This is a genomic window from Methylobacterium gnaphalii (assembly GCF_007992215.1).
In the GTDB taxonomy this organism is placed as follows: Bacteria; Pseudomonadota; Alphaproteobacteria; order Rhizobiales; family Beijerinckiaceae; genus Methylobacterium; species Methylobacterium gnaphalii.
Map to the genome: position 1 here is coordinate 326805 of NZ_BJZV01000002.1, position 15905 is coordinate 342709.

13 protein-coding genes and 1 pseudogene are annotated in these 15905 nt (G+C 68.6%); 7 read left to right on the forward strand and 7 right to left on the reverse strand.

Features of this window, described 5'->3' with window-relative positions; all coding sequences use genetic code 11:
• Positions 1 to 12: 12 nt before the first annotated feature.
• The 7 genes from MGN01_RS03565 (at position 13) to MGN01_RS03595 (ending at position 7144) form a co-directional block, all read left to right on the forward strand.
• On the forward strand, positions 13 to 375 hold the full coding sequence (locus tag MGN01_RS03565) for a hypothetical protein (RefSeq protein ID WP_238258296.1): 363 nt from the start codon (positions 13 to 15) through the stop codon (positions 373 to 375).
• A 140-nt stretch (positions 376 to 515) separates the two neighbouring features.
• Positions 516 to 1955, forward strand: a complete 1440-nt coding sequence (locus MGN01_RS03570; RefSeq protein ID WP_147045182.1) for an efflux RND transporter periplasmic adaptor subunit — start codon at positions 516 to 518, stop codon at positions 1953 to 1955.
• A gap of 13 nt (positions 1956 to 1968) precedes the next feature.
• Positions 1969 to 5226, forward strand: a complete 3258-nt coding sequence (locus MGN01_RS03575) for an efflux RND transporter permease subunit (RefSeq protein WP_147045183.1) — start codon at positions 1969 to 1971, stop codon at positions 5224 to 5226.
• Between the two features lie 22 nt (positions 5227 to 5248).
• Complete coding sequence (locus tag MGN01_RS03580; protein ID WP_147045184.1) at positions 5249 to 5788, forward strand: threonyl-trna synthetase; 540 nt, start codon at positions 5249 to 5251, stop codon at positions 5786 to 5788.
• Entirely contained in the window at positions 5785 to 6138 is a 354-nt protein-coding gene (locus tag MGN01_RS03585) for a hypothetical protein (protein ID WP_147045185.1), read from the forward strand. Before MGN01_RS03580 ends, MGN01_RS03585 begins: the two co-directional genes overlap by 4 nt.
• A gap of 330 nt (positions 6139 to 6468) precedes the next feature.
• Positions 6469 to 6735 carry a hypothetical protein gene (locus MGN01_RS03590; RefSeq protein WP_147045186.1) on the forward strand — a complete coding sequence of 89 codons (267 nt, stop codon included), beginning with the start codon at positions 6469 to 6471 and terminating at the stop codon, positions 6733 to 6735.
• Between the two features lie 112 nt (positions 6736 to 6847).
• Positions 6848 to 7144, forward strand: a complete 297-nt coding sequence (locus MGN01_RS03595; RefSeq protein ID WP_147045187.1) for a hypothetical protein — start codon at positions 6848 to 6850, stop codon at positions 7142 to 7144.
• Between the two features lie 307 nt (positions 7145 to 7451).
• On the opposite strand, the pseudogene MGN01_RS03600 reads toward MGN01_RS03595, so the two are convergent.
• The 7 genes and pseudogenes from MGN01_RS03600 to MGN01_RS03630 form a co-directional block, all read right to left on the reverse strand.
• Positions 7452 to 8234: pseudogene (locus MGN01_RS03600) on the reverse strand (cobalamin-binding protein); the annotation flags it as partial.
• Positions 8235 to 8240: 6 nt separating this feature from the next.
• Positions 8241 to 8987 carry a phosphatase PAP2 family protein gene (locus MGN01_RS03605; protein ID WP_147045189.1) on the reverse strand — a complete coding sequence of 249 codons (747 nt, stop codon included), beginning with the start codon at positions 8985 to 8987 and terminating at the stop codon, positions 8241 to 8243.
• Between the two features lie 242 nt (positions 8988 to 9229).
• A complete protein-coding gene (locus MGN01_RS03610) occupies positions 9230 to 10066 on the reverse strand; it encodes a Uma2 family endonuclease (RefSeq protein ID WP_170245827.1) in 837 nt (278 codons plus the stop codon).
• A 258-nt stretch (positions 10067 to 10324) separates the two neighbouring features.
• Complete coding sequence (locus MGN01_RS03615; protein ID WP_147045191.1) at positions 10325 to 10801, reverse strand: DUF411 domain-containing protein; 477 nt, start codon at positions 10799 to 10801, stop codon at positions 10325 to 10327.
• A 16-nt stretch (positions 10802 to 10817) separates the two neighbouring features.
• The gene (locus MGN01_RS03620; protein ID WP_147045192.1) at positions 10818 to 13985 is read right to left on the reverse strand and encodes an efflux RND transporter permease subunit; all 3168 of its coding nucleotides are present in this window, start codon (positions 13983 to 13985) and stop codon (positions 10818 to 10820) included.
• Complete coding sequence (locus MGN01_RS03625; protein WP_147045193.1) at positions 13982 to 15487, reverse strand: efflux RND transporter periplasmic adaptor subunit; 1506 nt, start codon at positions 15485 to 15487, stop codon at positions 13982 to 13984. Before MGN01_RS03625 ends, MGN01_RS03620 begins: the two co-directional genes overlap by 4 nt.
• Entirely contained in the window at positions 15484 to 15879 is a 396-nt protein-coding gene (locus MGN01_RS03630) for a FixH family protein (protein WP_147045194.1), read from the reverse strand. The genes MGN01_RS03625 and MGN01_RS03630 overlap by 4 nt, the downstream gene beginning before the upstream one ends.
• Between the last annotated feature and the right edge of the window lie 26 nt (positions 15880 to 15905).

Here is a 15905-nt window from a genome sequence, read left to right on the forward strand (position 1 = left end):
CATAAGGCAGCCATGAGCGCGGGATCCTCCTTCAGGGCCTACGAGGCAATGCGCGGCTGGTGGGCGACCGCCATTCGTGCGCTGTCGCTCATGCTCGCCCTGGCGCTCGTCGCTCCCGGCGCGATCCACTCCGCCGAAGGCCATACGCCGGCGCACCACGATCTCTCCATCACGGTCAGCGCGGACAGCGCCGCCCCCGGGCACTCGGATACCTGCCCGGCCTGCCACGCCAACTGCGGCTGCCACCAGGCCATCAGCCCCGAAGGGACCTCAGGGTCCTTCATGGCCGCAACCGCAAGTCCCACCTACGCGACGCTGGACGTCACCGTCGCCTCCGTTTCCCCGGACCGCCTGCCAAGGCCCCCTCGCGCCTGAGGCGGCGTCGCCACCGTCGTGGCGCGTCCCGGCCGGGCATCCCCGCGGATACCGGCCTCCTCATCGAGCGTGACCAGTAAGGGATGACCCGGAACCGCGAGCGCGGTCGCCCGGCCTCCCAGGCGAAACGGCCTTCTTCCATGCGTGCATTCCTGTCCGTGGCCTTCCTGGCCATCGGCATCGCCATCGGCGGTGCCTTCCCCCGCATTTCCGAGACCGTGCAGGGTGCTCTTGCCGCCGCCGGCCTGACGAACGCCCGTGCGGCGCCGCCCACCAAGGCGGCCATGACCATGTCGGCGGCCGACGACAGTCACGGCCATGGCAAGCACGGCCATGAGCATGCGGAAGGTGAGCCCAAGCCCGCCGGTGAGCACAGGCATGCCGAGGGCGAGGCGTCGTACGATGGGGCAGCCAACAAGCAGTCCGAAGGCGAGGCCAAGCCCGCGGCCGGTGGGCACAAGCACGCCGAAGGCGAGGCTCACGGGCACGACGAGGAGGGCGAGGGCAAGATCAGGATGTCGGCCGAGCAGGCCGCTGAGCAGGACATCAAGCTCGCCCGCGTCGGCGGCGGCATCCTCTCGCGTCATCTCCTGGTGCCCGGCACCATCGCCCAAGACGCCGACCGGATCGCCCGCGTCCCCGTGCGGGTCGTCGGCACCGTCGCCGAGATGCGCAAGCGGCTCGGCGAGGAGGTCGCCAAGGGCGAGGTCGTGGCCGTCCTCGACAGCCGGGAGGTCGCCGAGGCCAAGAGCGACTTCCTGACCGCTACGGTGAAGGCGGACCTGGAGAAGACCAACTTCGACCGCCAGCAGGCCCTGTGGGACAAGCGGATCTCGGCGGAATCGGCCTTCCTGAACGCGAAGGCCGCCTACTCGGAGGCGACGCTGCGCGTCGACCTCGCCCGCCAGAAGCTCTCGGCCCTGGGCCTGAACGCCGCCGAGGTCGCCACGTCCGCCAAGAAGGACGAGACTACCCCGAACCTATCCAGCCTGCGCCGCTACGAGCTGAAATCACCGCTTGCCGGACGGGTGGTCGAGCGCAAGGTCGACGTCGGCACCGCGGTCGGCAAGGAGGGAGATCCGGCCGACGTCTACACCGTCGCCGACCTGTCCTCAGTGTGGATCGAACTCGCCGTCCCGACCACCGAACTGTCGAAGGTCCGCGAGGGCGCCAAGGTGACCATCGTCGGGAGCGACGACGCCTCGCGCGGCGAGGGCAAGGTCGTGTTCGTCAGCCCGCTCCTCAACCCAGAGACGCGCTCGGCCCGGGTCATCGTCGCCCTTCCGAACAAGGACATGGCCTGGCGTCCCGGCACCTTCGTCACCACCGAGGTCGAGATCGCGCAGGACAAGGTCGCGGTGCGCCTGCCGAAGTCCGCCGTCCAGACCATCGGGGGCGAGAAAGTGGTGTTCGTGCGGACCGCGGACGGCTTCGAGCGCCGGGACGTGACCATCGGCAAGGCCGACGACGACGCCTTCGAGATCCTCTCCGGCCTCAAGCCCGGCGATGAGGTCGCTGTGGCCAACTCCTTCGTCCTCAAGGCCGAGCTCGGCAAGGCCGAAGCCGACCACGACCACTGAGCGGGGACCGGACATGATCTCGAAGATCCTCGACTTCTCGGTCCACCAGCGCTGGCTCGTGGTCCTGCTTTCGCTGCTCGCTGCGGCCTTCGGCGCGTTCTCGCTGACGAAGCTCCCCATCGACGCCGTGCCCGACATCACCAACAACCAAGTGCAGATCAACACCACGGCGCCCTCGCTCTCCCCGGTCGATATCGAGAAGCAGGTGACTTACCCGGTCGAGACCGCGCTCGCCGGGATCAAGGGCCTGGAATACACCCGCTCGCTCTCGCGCAACGGCTTCTCACAGGTCACGGCGGTCTTTTCCGAAAAGCTGGACATCTACTTCGCACGCCAGCAGGTCGCGGAGCGCATCGGCGAGGCGAAGTCGACCCTGCCGCCGGGGGCTGAGCCCCACATGGGCCCGATCTCGACGGGCCTCGGCGAGATCTACATGTGGTCGGTCCACTACGCCAAGCCGGAGGAGCGAAAGGTCTCTCCCGACGGCAGGCCCGGCTGGCAGTCGGACGGCAGCTACCTGACCCCCGAGGGCCAGCGGCTCACGACCGAGCTCGAACGCACGGCGTATCTCCGTACGGTCCAGGACTGGATCATCCGCCCGCAGGTGAAGACCGTGCCGGGCGTCGCTGGCGTCGACAGCATCGGCGGCTTCGACAAGCAGTACCACGTCCAGCCCGACCCGATGAGGCTGACCGCCCTCGACCTGTCCTTCGCCGACATCGGCCGGGCGCTGGAGGCCAACAACGCCAACCAGGGCGCGCGGTACCTGGAGGACAACGGCGAGGGCTACGTCGTGCGCGCCGCCGGCCGCCTGGAGACCATGGAGGACATCGGCTCCGTCGTCGTGACCACACGCGGCGGCGTGCCGGTGCGCATCTCTGACATCGCCGAGGTCCGGATCGGGCGCGACCTGCGCACCGGCTCGGGCAGCGAGGACGGGCGCGAGGTGGTCATCGGCACCGCCCTGATGCTGATCGGCGAGAACAGCCGCACCGTGGCCGCCGCGGTCGATGCCCGGATGACCGAGATCCGGCGCACGCTCCCGCCGGGGGTCGAGGCCCAGACCGTCCTCAACCGGACCCTGCTGGTCGAGGCCACCATCCGGACGGTCGCCAAGAACCTGGCCGAGGGCGCCGCCCTTGTCATCGTCATCCTGTTCCTGCTGCTGGGCAACATCCGCGCGGCCATCGTCACAGCCCTCGTCATCCCGGTGGCGATGCTGATGACCATGACCGGCATGGTCCAGGGGCGCATCAGCGCCAACCTGATGAGCCTGGGCGCCCTCGACTTCGGCCTCATCGTCGACGGCGCCGTCATTATCACCGAGAACGCCCTGCGCCACCTCGCGGAGCGCCAGGCCGAGCGCGGGCGCAAGCTCGACCTGGAGGAACGCCTCGCCACCGTCCGAGCCTCGGCCGAGGAGATGATCAAGCCCTCCCTCTATGGGCAGGCCATCATCATCCTCGTCTACGTACCGCTCCTCACCTTCACGGGGGTCGAGGGCAAGATGTTCGAGCCCATGGCGCTGACCGTCATCATCGCCCTCGTCTCGGCCTTCGTTCTGTCGTTGACCTTCGTGCCCGCGATGATTTCCATCGTCATCACCGGCAAGGTCACGGAGAAGGACAACCTCTTCGTCCGCGCGATCAAGGCCGCCTACCGCCCCGTCCTCGGTGCGGCCCTGCGGGTCCCCATGACCTTCATCGCGGTCGCGCTAGCGCTGCTCGTCGGGGCCGGGTTCCTGTTCACGAGGCTCGGGCAGGAGTTCATCCCACAGCTCGACGAGAAGAGCATAGCGCTCAACGCGCAGCGCATCCCCTCGACCTCGCTGACCCAGTCACAGGCGATGCAGTTGAAGGTCGAGCAGGCCATCAGCCGATTCCCGCAGGTGGCCTACGTCTTCTCGAAGACCGGCACCGCCGAGGTGGCCTCCGACCCGATGCCTCCGAGCTCGTCCGACACCTTCGTCATCCTCAAGCCCCAGGAGGAATGGCCCGACCCGGACCTGTCGAAGGCCGAGCTCCAGGAGAGCATCGAAAAGGCCCTCGGGGCGCTGGCCGGCAACGTCTACGAGTTCTCCCAGCCGATCCAGCTTCGCTTCAACGAGCTCCTGGCCGGCACGCGCGGAGACCTCGCCGTCAAGATCTTCGGCGAGGAGTTCGAGCCGATGGTCGCGGCGGCCAACCAGGTCGCGGCGGTCTTGCGCGGGACCGAGGGCGCCGACGACGTGAAGGTCGAGCAGACGGCCGGCCTGCCCTTCCTGGAGATCAGGATCAACAAGGCCGAGGCCGCCCGCCTCGGCCTGAGCACGTCCGCGATCCAGGACGTCATCGGCGCCGCCATCGGCGGCCGTGAGGCCGGAATGGTGTTCGAGGGCGACCGGCGCTTTCCCATCGTCGTGCGCCTGAACGACAAGGTGCGCGAGGACCGCGAGGCCCTGGAGAACATCCCGGTACCGCTGCCCCCCGGACCGAACGGGCGGGCCTCCTCTGTGCTCCTGAAGCAGGTGGCGAGCTTCTCCGTCACCGAGGGTCCGAACCAGATCTCGCGCGAGAACGGCCGGCGCCGCGTCGTCGTCACCGCCAACGTCCGGGGCCGCGACATCGGCTCGCTCGTCGCCGAGGCCCAGGCCAAGGTCGCGTCCGGGGTCCGGCTTCCGGCCGGCTACTACGTGACCTGGGGCGGGCAATTCGAGAACCTTGCCTCGGCCCGGAAGCGCCTCATGGTGGTGGTGCCGGTTTGTTTCTTCCTGATCTTCCTGCTGCTGTTTTCAGCCCTGAACTCGGCCCGTGATGCACTCCTGGTGTTCAGCGCCGTCCCGCTGGCGCTGACCGGCGGCATCGCGGCCCTGTGGCTGCGAGGGATGCCGTTCTCGGTGCCGGCGGCCGTCGGGTTCATCGCCCTGTCAGGGGTGGCGGTCCTTAACGGCCTCGTCATGCTCACCTACGTCAAGCAGCTCATCGCCGAGGGGCGGCCCCGGCGCGAGGCCATCCTTGAGGGCGCGATGACCCGCCTCCGGCCGGTGGCGATGACCGCCCTGGTGGCCTCCCTCGGGTTCGTGCCGATGGCGCTGGCCACGGAGACGGGTGCGGAGGTCCAGAGGCCGCTCGCGACGGTGGTGATCGGCGGACTCATCTCGGCGACCCTGCTGACCCTCGTCGTGCTGCCGGCGCTCTACGCGCGCTTCGCTGGGGCCGCGGCGCCGAGGACGGCTTCGGGCACGCAGCCAGACCATGCTTCGCGCCCGGTCATTCCCCAGGCTGCGGAGTAGCCCCGGCACGGAGGGACGGGCCATGGACGGCAAGGTTTTCGGGGTTCTCCTCTGTTGCGGGGCGCTGTCCCCCGTTGCGGCCCAGGAGGCTCCCCTAGGTCTGTCATGGGGGCCGGTAACTGAGGTTCCGAAGCCATCGATGGTCGACCGCGAGGCGAACGTCACGGCCCTCATCTACCTCCACGACCGACCCCTGGCCGCAGGCGCGGACACCGACAGGATCATCCTTGAGGTGTGCAAGGACGAGGGCCTGCAGCAGGTGATCTGGCTAAGCCGCCCCCTGTCCGAGGCCGAGACGCCTTCCCGGTACGAGGCCATCTACCGGGAAGGCGTTCGCCGATACGGGCAACCCCTGTCGCAGGCACAAACGGAGACCGTCGCCTGGCCGGGAGGGCGGGCACTCCTCGCGGTCCGCAGGACGCTGCCCGGGGAGCGGCGGCTCCTGATGGTTTCGCGAGGTAGCCGCTACGCGGCTTGCTCCGATACACACCGGGCCGCGACGGGGCATCCGGCCAGCCTGCACGCGTCCACGCTTCTTACCGGTGGAGCCGATGAGCCATGATGAAGCCGACAGCCGCACTCCTGTTTCTCGGCCTTGCAGTCCCTGCCCAGGCTCAGGTCACCAAGATCGTCGGCATCGGCGCGTCTCCCTGCTCGCGCTTCAATCAGGACATCGGGGAAGCGCCGGCCAAGGAGCGGGATTACCTCGCCTGGGCTCAAGGCTTCATGAGCGGTGCGCTGATACGGGCACCCGAAGGTGTGGACGGGGGCCTTGACCTCACGCCGTCCTCGATGCCGCTGAACGCGCAGGCGGACTTCCTTCGTTCGTTCTGCACGAAACGACCCGACCTCGACTTCATGGACGCGGTGCACGCCCTTTACCGCCATCTGAGAACACTGCAGACATTGTAGCGGCGGCCAGGACCGACACGGCAGGCTTGGACGACCTTGGGGGGACCTCCACCCTCGTGGCGGCTGGAGAACACTCGATGAGTGGCAAGAAGGCTGCTCGGGAGATTGCGGTGGACCGCGGTGCTCGGCGTCCAGCGCGGCGGCGTATCCACATGTGCGCGGGTCAGCCTCCTGCACAAGCGTTCCTTACCCGTGACGGCAAGTAGACTACGCACCTTCGGAACCCTCCCGGAAGCGGAGCCGTTCCTCGATGCTCCCGCATCGGCCTCGTGCGATCTCAGGGTCCGCCCGACGCCGATGCAAGCCATCGACAACACACGAGGAAGCTCCATGAGGAAGTCCCTGTTCGCCATCGCCGCCTTGGCCGCGCTGGGCGCCGTCGGCATCGCCGCTCCTGCCTCGGCCGCTCCCGGCATGATCGGCGCCGCGGATGCCACAACCAACATCGTCAACGTCCGCATGGACGGCATGCATGGCCACCGGGGCCACGGCCGCATGATGGGCCATCGGCACGGTCACGGTCATATGATGCGCCACCATCACCACCGGGGCCACATGATGCGCCATGGGCACGGCCATCGCCACCACCGCATGTGATCTCCAGGGGCCCTTCGGAGCCCCTCATCGTTTCGGCCGACCTTGGGCTGCCGTTTGTGCCGGATCAGGGATGCTGCCCTGGACGTTCGCTCCTCATCGAGGAGGATGATCCATGACGCGCACCTTTACCCTGGCAGCCTTGTCGGTCCTCGCGGCCCTGACGTTCGGGACGACGGCTTCCGCCGCGCCTTTGACCCTGGACGGGTCCGTCGCGATCCGGGACGGGACGGGCCTGCCGCAGACGGCCCAGTACCATTACCATCATCGCAGGCACCACCATCATCACGGCGGGGGATACTACGGGGGTGGCCACCACCACGGCTGGGGGCACCACCGCCACTTCCGTCCGCACCATCACCATGGCTGGGGTCATCACCATCACCATCGACGGCACCACCACCACTTCTAGGCGGTCCCTCGGGCCCGGGAGCACGTCGCCGTCAGGGTGACGGCATCCCTCCGGCAAGTGCCTCCCGGGCCGCCCGGGTGCGCTGAAACCCGTCGTAGCGCCTGCGCCCGAGCGGGTCACAATGCACGCGTCGGAGCCAGCCACGCCGGACGAGGACCTCCAGCGAACGCGCGTCGAGGCGGGCGCCCTCGATCCAGCCCTCGTCTGGGACCCTGAGGAGAAGCGTGCGGTGCCTCTCGGTCAGGGGCCAGGGCGGTGGGCTGGCGGCCTCCTGCCTGACCACCCCCGGCGAAGGCACCGCTTCCAGGAGGGGATGCCCGAGCGCCTGTAGGATCGCGTCGAGGCCGTCCGTCAGGGCCGCGGGGCCGGGCTGCAGGATCAGGGGCGACTTGATCTCGACGATGCGGCCTTGGACGACCGCCGGAATGTCGGACCAGCCGGGCCGCGAGGCGATGCGGGACGGCACCACCATCTTCCCGCACCAGGAGGCGAGGATGACCTCCGGCGCGGCGGCCAGCACCGCCTGCGGCGCCACGATGCGGTCCTTGGCGGCCGCCTGGTCGGCGAGCTCCGGGAACACGTCGTCCCCGCCGGCGATGCGCACGAGCTCCGAAACCCAGCCGATACAGGAGATGAGCGGCTCGTCCCACTCCTCGAAGTATACCCTCGGACGCGGTCGGCCCCGGGCTTGCGCTGCCACCTGCGCTAGCCGGTCCTCGTATCCCGCTGCCAGCGCCTCCGCCTTGTCGCGGGCTTCGACCAACGCGCCAACGGTGCGGATCATGGCGAGGATGCCGGCGACGTCGCGGTGGTTGAACGCATGCACGGCCACGCCCGCTCGGACGAGGTCGGCGACGATGCCGGCCTGCAGGTCGGAGAAGATGAGCACCAAGTCGGGTTCGAGCGCGAGGACCTTCGGGATGTCCGCGCTGGTGAAGGCCGAGACCCGTGGTTTCTCGCGGCGGACCTGCGGCGGGCGGACGGCATAGCCGGAGACCCCGACGATGCGGTCCTGCTCGCCCAGGAGGTACAGGGTCTCGACCGTTTCCTCGGTCAGGCATACGATGCGTTCGGGCGGGAAGCGGTGCATGGGGTCCTATGCGGTGATACCAGCCTCGGCCGCGCCAAGTCCCGGCGGCTCGACCTTGCCGCGCCGCTGAAGCCGAAGCGCCGCGACCCAGCACAGCACCGCCCAGGCCGATCCCACGCACCAGCCTGCCAGGACGTCGGTGGCATAGTGGACCCCGACATAGACACGGCTCGTCCCGACTAGAACCGTGAGGAAGACGGCGAGACCCATGAAGTACGCCTTCAGCCTTGCGCCCACGGCGACGCGCGTCATGAGGGCGCCGAGCGTCAGGTAGGTCACGGCGGACAGCATGGCGTGGCTGCTGGGGAAGCTGGCGGTGAACACCTGGATGCCGCCCGGGATCTCAGGACGCGGGCGATTGAACAGGAGCTTCAGCCCGAAGCTGATGACGGTCCCACCCAGGATCGAGCCCACCACCAGGGCCGCGGCCCCTCGCTTGCGGACCAGGAGCAGGTAGCCCGCCACGGCCGCGATGAGGAAGCACAGGACGAACATGCTTCCCAGCGAGGTTACGTCCCGGGCCATCTCGTGAAGCCAGTCCGGTCCAATCGGGCCGGTGGCGCCGTGGGGACGGAAGAAGCGCGCGACCCGGGTGTCGAACCCCATCGTGTCGCCCTCCATCACCTCGCCCGCCAGGAGGCCGAACCCGAGAACGAGGGCTGCGACGCAGAAAAGCGTCACGGGAAGACCGATCTCCCTCTTGCCTATGCGAGCCATGATGCCGCCCTGGGTCGACTGAGGGGATTGGTTCATCCGTCCGAACTCCCGTTACGGTCCTGGGGCGAGCTCGCGATCACGGTGCGATGGGCTCTCGTGCGGCCTCGCCAACGATGGGTGAACCCGCATGGGCACCCTCGGATCGATGACGCGGCAAAGCCTACCGAGGGGCCAACGGCGGCAGGTTGGTTTCATCAACTCCCCCGTCGCCCGGGACGATGGTCCTCGGGAAGGGCGCCGGTGCCCGCGTGTTGGAGCCGGCCGGCAGGCCGGGCGGATCAATCGTAGCCGTTGGCGCCCAAGACGGCATCCAGGCGGTCCTGGAGGCGCTCCGGCAGTACGGACTTCCATTCCTCCATCGAAGGTGTGCCCACCAAGCCGACGATGGACGCTATGGCCGACTCGCACTCGTCGGCGTCCATCTCCGCGACCAAGGCGTCGATGTCCGGCGAGCTTGGAAAACTCTTCATCCCGGCGATGCCCGACACCTGTGCGGGAGCGAACATGACTTGGGCGGCAAGGTCGCCGGCCTCCGTGGCCAGCATCGGAATGGCCGAGTAGAACTCGTCGAGTCTCATCTCGACCCCGATGGCGTCAAGCCGGAGGATTGCGTCCGGTCCTTGGGGAAGTTGGTAGTGCCATCCGGATCCCTGCCGGTGGAAGACCTCGACCCGGCGTTGGTCCTGCGCGACGAGGACAAAGTGCCGAAGGTCGGGCAGCGCCTTGTACTTGAGCCATTTCCTGCCGCGGTCACACCGTTCGGCGGAAGGGGACAGCACCTCCAAGATGACGGTCGCCGAATTGACGCTCTTGGTCTCCGGGTCTGGTTCGACGGTATCCCCGCAGGCGACGGAGACATCCGGGTAGAAGCGCGCCGTTCCGGCCTGGAGACGCATCGTCTCACGGAACGACGCGCACGGGCCGCCGGGAGCGAAGCGGTCGCCGATGAGGTTGTCGAGGCGCTGGGTCAGGGCGGGGTGGGCGGTAGAGCCCCCGACCATCATCCGGATGACCTGTCCGTCAATGTACTCCAGCCGCTCGCCTTCCTCCACTGCTTCGCAGAGGCGCTCATACTCATCCAACCTGATAAAATCGTCGCGCAACGCAACGGGCATGGTCCGGTCCCGAGAGGTTACTCCCATACCATAGGCCTGGCCGTGGCAATCCTAAAGCGCACGGACAGGTCCGGTGGGGCGTTCGCCTTGCCACGGACGCGGCGTCGTAGGCCGCTCGCCGCGACGGACCCGTACCCGACCGCGTCGTTCCCGACCTGGATGCGTCCGATGCGATCCGGCCATATCCTCGAAGCCCTTCCATGAACCGGTGGCTCGGCATCGGGCCGCCTCTTCCCATTCGAGGGCCGTAGCCGAGGCTCAGATAGGGATGCCGCCGCGGTAGTGTGCGAAGGCGCTGCGGCCAGCAGGTCCGAAGAGGACGACCTCGTAGGTGTCGGGCTCCATGCCCTCGACCTCCATGCCGGGGGAGCCGACGGGCATACCGGGCACCGCCAACCCGGTACCCTCGGGCCTCTCCGCCAGGACGCGCCTGATCGCCCCGGCCGGGACATGCCCCTCGACCACGTAGCCGCCGACCTGGGCGGTGTGGCAGGAAGCGAGGTCGCGCGGCACGCCGAGGCGGACCTTGAGCGGGTTCACGGGTCCCTCGGTCACCATCACCGGGAATCCGTTCTCCCGCAGGTGCGCGACCCATTTCTCGCAGCAGCCGCAGGACGGGTCCTTGGTCACCGCCACCGTCGGCAGGCCCTGAGCCATGGCCGTGCGTCCGAAACATGCCGTTGCCGCCAGGCCCAGGACCACGGCACGGCGGGTCGTCCTCGTCGTCTCGATCATGTTCTCTCTCCCATCCTCACTCGGCGGCCAATGGCAGATTTTGACGTTCGACGGATTTCCTAGCGGTATCGGATCCCGGCAGCCCCCACCCCTTCACCAGGCCGTAGACCGCCGGGATCACCACGAGGGTCAGGACGGTCGAGGAGACCATCCCGCCGATCATGGGAACGGCGATCCGCTGCATGACCTCGGAGCCTGATCCCGTGCTCCACAGGATCGGCAGCAGGCCGGCCATGATGGCGACCACCGTCATCATCTTCGGGCGCACCCGCTCGACGGCCCCGACCATGATGGCCCTGCGCAGGTCGTTTCGCGATAGGGGCCGGCCCTCCTGCTCGCAGACCGCCCGGATCTCGGCCAGCGCATGGTCGAGGTAGACCAGCATGATCACGCCGGTCTCGGCGGCGACGCCCGCCAGCGCGATGAAGCCGACCGCCACGGCCACCGACAGGTTGAACCCGAGCCACCACATCAACCAGACGCCGCCGATCAGGGCGAAGGGCAGCGAAAGCATCACGATCAGGGTTTCGGTCAGCCGGCGGAAGTTCAGGTACAGCAGCAGGAACACGGTCAGCAGCGTCAGCGGCACCACGACCTTGAGCCGGGCGGTGGCCCGGTCGAGGTACTCGACCTGCCCGCTCCACTGGATCGCCGTCCCCTGCGGCAGGGCCACCTCGCCGGCCACCGCCGCACGCGCCTCTGCGACGTAGCCCCCGAGATCCCGTCCGGTGACGTCGACGTAGATGAACACCGCGAGCCGTCCGTTCTCCGTGCGAATCTGGGTCGGGCCGCGTGTGAGGCTTATCTTGGCAACCTCGCCAAGTGGGACGGTCCCACCTCCCGGTAACGGAACCTGAACCTCGTCCGCGATGGACCGCGGGTCGGAGCGGAAGGCCCGGGGGTAGCGCACGTTCACGGTGTAGCGCTCGCGCCCCTCGACGGTGTTCGTGACGCTGTCCCCGCCGAGCGCCATGGCGACGACGTCCTGCACCTCGCCGACCGTCAGGCCGTAGCGGCCCAGGACCTCCCGGTCCGGGGTGATGTCGAGGAAGTAGCCGCCCTGGACGCGCTCGGCGTAGGCGCTCGCCGTTCCGGGCACCGCCTTGACGACCGCCTCGACCTTGCGGGCAACCTTCTCCATCTCGCCCAGGTCCGTCCCCAGCACCTTGACGCCGACGGGCGTGCGGATGCCGGTGGCGAGCATGTCGATGCGGGCGCGGATCGGCTGGGTCCAGGCATTCGAGACGCCGGGGAACTGCAGCGCCTTGTCCATCTCGGCCCTGAGGCTCGCCATCGTCACGCCGGGGCGCCAGTCCGCCTTCGGCTTCAGGTTGACGATGGTCTCGAACATCTCGCTCGGGGCCGGATCGGTCGCCGTATTGGCCCGCCCGGCTTTCCCATAGACTGACAAGACTTCGGGGAAGGTCTTCAGGAGGGCGTCCTGTCTCGCCAGGAGATCACCGGCCTTGGTCACGGAGATGCCCGGCAGGGTCGTCGGCATGTACATCAGGGTGCCCTCGTCGAGGTCGGGCATGAACTCCGACCCGAGCTGCACGGCCGGCCAGACCGAGACGCCGAGCACCCCGAGCGCGATCAGGATGGTGAGAACGCGTGCCCGCAGGACGAACGCTATCACGGGACGGTACAGCCAGATGAGGAGGCGGTTCACCGGGTTGCGGTGCTCCGGGACGATGCGGCCGCGCACGAACAGCACCATCAGGGCCGGGACGAGGGTCACCGACAGCACGGCCGCGGCGGCCATGGCGAAGGTCTTGGTGAAGGCCAGCGGCCCGAACAGGCGGCCTTCCTGGCTCTCCAGGGTGAAGATCGGCAGGAAGCTCACCGTGATGATGAGGAGCGAGAAGAACAGCGAGGGGCCGACCTCGCCCGCGGCCTCGATCAGCACCTCGATCCGGGGCTTGCCGGGGTCCGCCCGCTCCAGGTGCTTGTGCGCGTTCTCGATCATCACGATGGCGGCGTCGATCATGGCGCCCACCGCGATGGCGATGCCGCCCAGGCTCATGATGTTGGCGCCGAGCCCCAGGGCCTTCATGCCGGCGAACGCCATCAGGATGCCGACCGGCAGCATCAGGATGGCGACGAGCGCGCTGCGGACGTGGAGCAGGAACACCACGCAGACCAGGGCGACGATGACGCTCTCCTCGATCAGCGTGCCCTTCAGGGTCTCGATGGCCGCCTCGATCAGGTACGAGCGGTCATAGACCGGCAGGATTCTCGTACCGAGGGGCAGGCTGGCCTCGACCTCGGCGAGTCGGGCCTTCACACCCGCGATGACGTCGAGGGCGTTGGCCCCGAAGCGCTGGAGGATGATGCCACCGGCGACCTCGCCTTCGCCGTTCATCTCGGTGATGCCGCGCCGCTCGTCGGGGCCGAGCTCGACCCGGGCGACGTCCTTCACCCGAAGCGGGGTACCGGCCTCGGTCTTGAGGACGATGCTCTCGATGTCGGCGACGCTCTTGAGGTAGCCGCGGCCACGGACGACGAATTCGAATTCGGAGAGCTCGACGGTGCGCCCGCCGACGTCGGCGTTGCTCGACCGGATCGCCTCCCGGAGCTTGGAGAGGGTGATGCCCTGCGCCCGGAGCCGGCTCGGGTCGACGACCACGTTGTACTGCTTGACGAAGCCGCCGACGCCGGCGACCTCGGCCACGCCCTCGGCCCGCGACGCCCCGAAGCGGATCACCCAGTCCTGGAGCGACCGGAGTTCGGCCAGGGTGCGTTCCTTGGCGACCACCACGTACTGATAGACCCAGCCGACCCCGGTGGCGTCCGGGCCCAGGGTCGGGGTCACGCCGGCCGGCAGGCGCTTGGCCACCGTGTTGAGGTATTCGAGCACTCGGCTCCGGGCCCAGTACGGGTCGGTGCCGTCCTCAAAGATGACGTAGACGAACGAGACCCCGAAGAACGAGAAGCCGCGCACGACCTTGGACCGCGGCACCGTGAGCATCGCGGTGGTCAGAGGGTAGGTGACCTGATCCTCGATGACCTGCGGCGCCTGGCCCGGGTACTCGGTGTAGACGATGGTCTGTACGTCCGAGAGGTCCGGGATGGCATCCAGCGGCAACGTGCGCAGGGCGTAGAGCCCGGCCCCCACCGCGAACACCGTCCCGATCAGCACCAGCACCAGATTCCGGGCCGACCAGCCAATGATGCGGGCGATCATGGCGCCCTCCCATCGGCCGCCGCCTGCGGACCCGGGTCGGCCTTCGGCTCGGAGAGACCCTGGAGCGCCGCCTTGAGGTTGCTCTCGGCATCGATGAGGAAGTTGGCCGAGGTCACGACCCGGTCGCCCGCCGCGATGCCGTCCCGGACCTCGACGTAGCCGTCGCCCCGGGTGCCGAGCCGGACTTGGCGCGGTTCGAACCGACCCTCGCCCCTGTCCAACAGCACTACCTGCCTGACGCCCGTGTCGATGACGGCATCGTCGGGCACCGAAACCACCGGCCTGGCGTTCCCGGTCGCGATCTCGACGTCGGCATACATCCCGGGCCGGAGGTCGCCGTTCGGGTTGGGCAACTCGATCCGCAGGCGCGCCGTGCGCGTCCCCATGGCGAGGTGCGGGTAGATCCGGGTCACGGTGCCGGTGAAGGCGCGGTCCGGGAAGGTCCTGGCCCGCACGATGGCCGCCTGGCCTTCCGCGACGGAGGCGAGGTCGCGTTCGGGGACGTCGACGAGAACCCAGACCCGGGAATGGTCGACGAGCTTGAACAGGGTGTCGCCGGACTTCGCCCGCATCCCTTCCGAGACGTTGCGCTCGACCACCACCCCGTCGCGGGGAGCCGACCACGTGATGGTCGACGGCACCTTCCGGGTGCGTTCGACCTCGTCGATGACCTCGGGCGGAATTCCAAGGTTCTCCAGGCGGCGCCGCGCCCCCTCGTAACCGATGCCGGTCAGGTACTGCGCGGCGGCTGCATTCATCTCGGGCGAGAACAGGCGCATGAGCGGCTGGCCCTTGTGGACATGGTCGCCGGTGGTGACGGCCTCGACCTTCTCGATGAACGCGTCGGTTCGCATGGCGATGACGGAGATCCGGCGCTCGTCCTCCTCGATGGTGCCGGGTGCGCGCACCGGCCTTGATAGCACCCGGCGCTCGGCGGCAGCCGTTCGGACGCCCGTACGCTGCACCTTGCCAGGCGAGAGGGCGACCGTGCCGTCGTCGATGTCCTCACCCTCGTAGACGGGGAGATAGTCCATCCCCATCGAGTCTTTCTTCGGCACCGGCGAGGTGTCCGGCAACCCCATCGGATTGCGGTAGAAGCGGACCTTGCGGGCACCCGTCGCAGGCGCCGTAGCTTGCGCCATCGACATGTCGCCGTGCCCGGCATTGGGCATCGTCCCTGGCTCGTCGGGCTCGTCGAAGCGCACGTCCTCGCTGGCGCGCACGGCGCGATAGTCGCGACCGTCTGCCGTACGCGTCGGCTCCGAGGCGTAGGACGGCCTGCCGTCGGGGTCCTGATAGTAGACCACGGGACCTGTCGCCTTGGTCGATACCGGCAGAGGCACCGAGGAGCCCGGCCGGGCGCCCGGTAGCCAATGGGCGAACTCGGTCCGCGCCTGCCGGAGGAGCGCCGGCACGGGGTTGCCCTCATGCCCCGCGCCATAGCCCAAGATCCCCGCCGCGAGCGCGGCGAGGGTCCCGGCTGCCCAAGCCGACCGGCTCACTTGGTAGCCTTGAGCACCAGCTTGTTCTCAACGGTGCCGGTCTCGCCCTGCACCTTGGCCCCGAGCGAGAGGCGCCATCCGCCGGCCATCGTCAGCTTCGCCTTGAAGCGGTAGATGCCGGGCTCCGGCGAGGGCAGTTGCTCGATCTTGGAGGTCATCTCCTCCATGCTGTCGGGCGCCATGTCGATGCGCTTGGCGAAGATCACGGCGTTCGGCACCGGCTTGGCCGTGCGCTTGTCGACGAGGCGCACGTCGAGAATGGCCTCGCCCTGCTTGGCCTCGTCCTTCACGAGTTGGAACTCGTAGTCCGTGGTGTCGGCCCGCGCCGCGGCGGTGAGGGCGAGGCCGAGCAGCGCAGCCGGCAGGGCACGCGAAAACGATGTCTTGGTCACGATGGGAGATCTCCTGAAAGCGATGG

What these genes read in the sequence shown, in the direction of transcription:
- MGN01_RS03575 (WP_147045183.1), top strand. Translation starts at nt 1,969, where the DNA reads ATGATCTCGAAGATCCTCGACTTCTCGGTCCACCAGCGCTGGCTCGTG.
- MGN01_RS03580 (WP_147045184.1), top strand. Translation starts at nt 5,249, where the DNA reads ATGGACGGCAAGGTTTTCGGGGTTCTCCTCTGTTGCGGGGCGCTGTCC.
- MGN01_RS03570 (WP_147045182.1), top strand. Translation starts at nt 516, where the DNA reads ATGCGTGCATTCCTGTCCGTGGCCTTCCTGGCCATCGGCATCGCCATC.
- MGN01_RS03565 (WP_238258296.1), top strand. Translation starts at nt 13, where the DNA reads ATGAGCGCGGGATCCTCCTTCAGGGCCTACGAGGCAATGCGCGGCTGG.
- MGN01_RS03615 (WP_147045191.1), bottom strand. Translation starts at nt 10,801, where the DNA reads ATGATCGAGACGACGAGGACGACCCGCCGTGCCGTGGTCCTGGGCCTG.
- MGN01_RS03610 (WP_170245827.1), bottom strand. Translation starts at nt 10,066, where the DNA reads ATGCCCGTTGCGTTGCGCGACGATTTTATCAGGTTGGATGAGTATGAG.
- MGN01_RS03620 (WP_147045192.1), bottom strand. Translation starts at nt 13,985, where the DNA reads ATGATCGCCCGCATCATTGGCTGGTCGGCCCGGAATCTGGTGCTGGTG.
- MGN01_RS03595 (WP_147045187.1), top strand. Translation starts at nt 6,848, where the DNA reads ATGACGCGCACCTTTACCCTGGCAGCCTTGTCGGTCCTCGCGGCCCTG.
- MGN01_RS03585 (WP_147045185.1), top strand. Translation starts at nt 5,785, where the DNA reads ATGATGAAGCCGACAGCCGCACTCCTGTTTCTCGGCCTTGCAGTCCCT.
- MGN01_RS03605 (WP_147045189.1), bottom strand. Translation starts at nt 8,987, where the DNA reads ATGAACCAATCCCCTCAGTCGACCCAGGGCGGCATCATGGCTCGCATA.
- MGN01_RS03590 (WP_147045186.1), top strand. Translation starts at nt 6,469, where the DNA reads ATGAGGAAGTCCCTGTTCGCCATCGCCGCCTTGGCCGCGCTGGGCGCC.